Source organism: Methylobacterium sp., assembly GCF_028290105.1.
GTDB lineage: Bacteria > Pseudomonadota > Alphaproteobacteria > Rhizobiales > Beijerinckiaceae > Methylobacterium.
In genome coordinates this window covers 1-4,359 of the sequence record NZ_JAQGKL010000240.1, presented here as the reverse complement: position 1 = coordinate 4,359, position 4,359 = coordinate 1, and the positions used below count along the sequence as shown (strand labels likewise).

At 65.5% G+C, this 4,359-nt stretch carries 4 protein-coding genes and 1 pseudogene; 3 read left to right on the top strand and 2 right to left on the bottom strand.

Annotation, left to right across the window (positions count from 1 at the left end):
• The coding region (locus JWQ05_RS17090) for a cbb3-type cytochrome c oxidase subunit I (protein ID WP_299660823.1) at positions 1 to 1,067 on the bottom strand (1,067 nt) is incomplete at its 3' end.
• An 86-nt stretch (positions 1,068 to 1,153) separates the two neighbouring features.
• Complete coding sequence (coxB, locus tag JWQ05_RS17085) at positions 1,154 to 1,993, bottom strand: cytochrome c oxidase subunit II (protein WP_299660820.1); 840 nt, start codon at positions 1,991 to 1,993, stop codon at positions 1,154 to 1,156.
• Between the two features lie 314 nt (positions 1,994 to 2,307).
• On the opposite strand from coxB, the gene JWQ05_RS17080 reads away from it, so the two are divergent.
• From JWQ05_RS17080 to JWQ05_RS17070, 3 genes and pseudogenes are all read left to right on the top strand, one after another.
• Entirely contained in the window at positions 2,308 to 3,216 is a 909-nt protein-coding gene (locus tag JWQ05_RS17080) for a LysR family transcriptional regulator (RefSeq protein WP_299660817.1), read from the top strand.
• Positions 3,217 to 3,380: 164 nt separating this feature from the next.
• Complete coding sequence (locus JWQ05_RS17075) at positions 3,381 to 3,854, top strand: formate dehydrogenase subunit gamma (RefSeq protein ID WP_299660815.1); 474 nt, start codon at positions 3,381 to 3,383, stop codon at positions 3,852 to 3,854.
• Positions 3,851 to 4,359 (top strand): annotated as a pseudogene (locus JWQ05_RS17070) (formate dehydrogenase); the annotation flags it as partial. The gene JWQ05_RS17075 and the pseudogene JWQ05_RS17070, both read left to right, overlap by 4 nt.

The window sequence follows — 4,359 nt, the reverse complement described above, 5'->3', positions numbered from 1 at the left end:
CGGATCGAGCCACCCCACATCGTCGCGATCCATGAGAAGATCTTCACGCCGGTGGGCACGGCGATCACCATCGTGGCGAACACGAAGTAGGACTGCGTCTGGAGCGAAAGACCCACCGTGTACATGTGGTGGGCCCACACCACGAAGCCGACGACGCCGATGGCGACCATGGCGTAGGCCATGGCGAGGTAGCCGAAGACGGGCTTCTTCGAGAAGGTCGAGATGATGTGGGAGACGATGCCGAAGGCCGGCAGGATCATGATGTAGACTTCGGGGTGGCCGAAGAACCAGAACAGGTGCTGATAGAGCACCGGGTCACCGCCGCCGGCCGGATCGAAGAAGGTCGTGCCGAAGTTGCGGTCGGTGAGCAGCATCGTGATCGCACCGGCGAGCACCGGGAGCGACAGGAGCAGTAGGAACGCGGTCACCAGCATCGACCAGGCGAACAGTGGCATCTTGTGCAGGGTCATGCCCGGCGCGCGCATGTTCAGGATGGTGGTGATGAAGTTGATCGCGCCGAGGATCGAGCCAGCACCGGACAGGTGAAGGGCGAAGATCGCGAAGTCGACGGCCGGGCCGGGATGGCCTGCGCTGGAAAGCGGCGGGTAGACCGTCCAGCCGGTGCCGGCGCCGGAAGAGCCTGGGGCACCTTCGACGAACAGCGAGCAGACGAGGCTGCAGAAGCCCGCCACCGTCAGCCAGAAGGAGACGTTGTTCATGCGCGGGAACGCCATGTCGGGCGCGCCGATCATGAGGGGCACGAACCAGTTGCCGAACCCGCCGATCAGGGCGGGCATCACCATGAAGAACACCATGATGAGGCCGTGGCCGGTCACGAACACGTTGTAGGTGCCGGGATTGGCGAAATACTGGAGGCCGGGCTCTTCCATCTCCATGCGGATGCCGAAGGAGAGGAACGCGCCCATGATGCCCGCGCAGAACGCGAACAGCAGGTAGAGGGTGCCGATGTCCTTGTGGTTCGTCGACAGGAACCAGCGGGAGAAGAAGGACGGCATGTGGTGGTCGTGGGCGTCGTGATGCCCCGTATGTGCAGCGGCGTTCGCCATGGAAGCAGACCTTAGTCCAGGTTTCTCGTGATCATCTCGAAGGAGGGACCGGACGCCGCGAGGGACCGGTCCCGGATATTACGCCCCTAACGGGCGTCGGCGAATTTCGACGGATCGTCGATGCGAGCGAACTTCGTCTTACCCTCGGCGAGCCACTTGGCGTACGCCTCCTCGCTCACGACCTGGACCGTGATCGGCATGTAGGCGTGGCGCGCACCGCAGAGCTCGGAGCACTGGCCGTGATAGGTCCCCTCGCGGTCGGCCTTGAACCAGAACTGGTTCAGGCGGCCCGGGACGGCGTCGATCTTGAAGCCGAAGGAGGGCATCGCCCAGGAATGCATCACGTCGGCGGCGGTGACCTGGATCTTCACGATCTTGTTCACCGGCACGACCATGTCGTTGTCGGTGCCCAGCAGCTTGGGCTTCTTGTCCTCGTCGAGGTTGGCGTCGAACGTGAAGCCGCCGCCGTTCTCCACGGCCGGGTACTCGTAGGACCAGTACCAGGCATGACCGATGACCTTGACGAGCACGTCGGCCTTCGGGTCGGACAGCTGCGTGCGCAACAGGCGGAACGAGGGGATCGCCACGGCGACGAGGATCAGCACCGGGATGATGGTCCACGCCACCTCGATCATGGTGTTGTGGGTGGTCTTCGAAGGCTTCGGGTTCGCCTTCTCGCTGAAGCGGTAGACGCAATAGAGCAGCAGGCCGAGCACGAAGACCGAGATGCCGACGGAGAGCCAGTGCATCCCCTGCTCGAATGCCAGGATGTCCCGCCCGTTTTCGGTAACGGGAACCTGACGGCTCATCTGCCAGGGCTCCGGCTGGCCGATGCCCGCCGCGAGTGCCGAGGAGGTGGAAACGAGGAACGCGCCGAGCGCGGCAAGCCCCCATGATGACCGGTGTTGCGCGTGCGTCGTCCGCATGTGCCTCTCGTGGCTCCCCGTGATTGTGATCGCCGATGCCGCGCGTCTTGCTGGGTTTTGACTCAATCGCAAGTGCATTTCGCGGACCGCGGGCCAGTCGCGGGTAAAAACCCACGTCTCGCCAATTTGCGTGTCAGACCACAAGGCCGTGAGGTGTGCAACCGCGTCAGCGTCGCATCACGCACCTTCAGGGTCTCGACTCGGGCGTTTCACGGTCTATCGAAATGTCGCAGCCTTTGCTCTGGCATCGGCCGGTATTCAATACGCCAGTGGGTGACCCTTTCGGGGACGTCCCGGCAAGCCGAGGGCCGTGCGTGATCGATCGACTGGAATTCATCCTGGCGCTGGCCCGCGAACGGCATTTCGGCCGGGCCGCTCAGGTCTGCAACGTCTCGCAGCAGACACTCTCCGCCGGTGTGAAGCAGTTGGAGGACAGGCTCGGCGTCCTCCTGGTCCAGCGCGGGTCGCGCTTCCAGGGCTTCACGCCGGAGGGCGAGCGAGTGCTGGAATGGGCGCGTCGGATCGTCGGGGATGCGCGTGCCATGCGCGAGGAGGTCAGCAGCCTGCGGCGCGGGCTTTCCGGGACGCTGCGTCTCGCCGCGATCCCGACGGCGACGCCCATCGTCGCCGCCCTGACGACCCCGTTCCGTGCCCGGCATCCAAACGTCCGGTTCTCCGTGCAATCCACGACGTCGGGGGAGATCGGGCGGCTCATCACCGATCTCGAGATCGATGCGGGCATCACCTACCTAGAGAACGAGCCGCTGGGCCGGCTCACCGCGGTTCCGCTCTACCGAGAGCGCTATCGCCTGCTCACCGCGATCGACGGCGTCCACGGCTCGCGCGATCGCGTGACCTGGAACGAGGTCGCGAGCCTGCCGCTCTGCCTTCTGACACCCGACATGCAGAACCGGCGCATCATCGACCGGCAGTTGCTGAACGCCGGCGCTGAATCCGCCCCGCTCCTCGAATCGAACTCGATGATCGTGCTGCTCACGCACGTGCGCACGGCGAAATGGGCGAGCATCATGCCGGCGGTTCTGGCGGACACGTTCCGCCTCAGCGATCGCATCCGGGCCGTGCCTATCGTCGAGCCGGAGCTCTCGCACCTCGTGGGTCTCGTCGTGCCCCAGCGCGAGCCGATGACCCCGCTCTGCGCGGGCCTGATCGTCGAGGCCCGGAACGTGGCGGCTGGGATCACCGAGATGATCGACGCTCTTTGACGAAGGGCGGCACCAACGGAAGCATCGCTTCTTCATCCATAATTTTGCGTCGCAATATCGATCTTTGACAAAAATCCGTTGTCGCGCAACCGATCAGCCTGATTGATCCACACCTGGCGATATACCACCCTGGAACGAGAACAGAGTGAGCCCGGGTTGGAACAATGGTGCCGAACGAGCCCTGGAGCGAGCCTCGTGCCGCCGGGATCATCGCCGAACACCTTCATCTCGAAGGTGCGACCCTGCCGATCCTGCACGCCCTGCAGGAGACCTTCGGGTACGTGGACGAGGGGGTGGTGCCGCTGATTGCCGACGCTCTGAACCTGTCGCGGGCCGAGGTTCATGGCTGCATCAGCTTCTACCACGATTTTCGCCGCGCCCCCGCCGGCCGGCATCAGGTCAAGCTCTGCCGGGCCGAGGCCTGTCAGGCGATGGGATCGGAAACACTGCACGCGCAGATTCTATCCCGTCTCGGCATCGACTGGCACGGGACCACCTCGGACGGCGGCGTCACCGTCGAGCCCGTCTATTGCCTCGGCCTCTGCGCCAACGGCCCGGGCGCACTGGTGGATGACGAGCCGCTCGCCCGGCTGACGGCCGAGTCCCTCGAGGCCGCGCTGCTGGAGATGCAGTCGTGAGCGTCACGATCTACCTTCCGCGCGATGCCGTCGCGCTGGGGCTCGGCGCCAACCGGGTCGCCCGGGCGATCGTCGCCGGAGCGACGCGCCGTGGGCTCGATATCACCATCGTGCGCACCGGTTCGCGCGGCCTGCTCTGGCTGGAGCCTATGGTCGAGGTCGCGACCCCCGAAGGCCGCATCGCCTACGGGCCGGTGACACCCGCCGATGTCGACGGACTGCTCAATGCGGGATTGGCCACCGGGGGCGTGCATCCGCTGCGACTCGGGCGTCCGGAGGAGATTCCCTATCTCGCCCGCCAGCACCGACTGACCTTTCAGCGCTGCGGCGTCGTCGACCCGGTCTCGTTGGACGATTACCGGGCGCATGGCGGCTGCCGTGGGCTCGAAGCCGCCTTGAAGCTCGATGCGGCCGGCATCGTGGCGCAGGTCCGCGACTCCGGCCTGCGCGGCCGGGGCGGCGCCGGCTTTCCCGCCGGCATCAAGTGGAACACGGTGATGCTGGC

Excerpts from the sequence above, each read along its gene's own strand:
- coxB (WP_299660820.1), bottom strand. The coding sequence starts at position 1,993 with ATGCGGACGACGCACGCGCAACACCGGTCATCATGGGGGCTTGCCGCG.
- JWQ05_RS17075 (WP_299660815.1), top strand. The coding sequence starts at position 3,381 with ATGGTGCCGAACGAGCCCTGGAGCGAGCCTCGTGCCGCCGGGATCATC.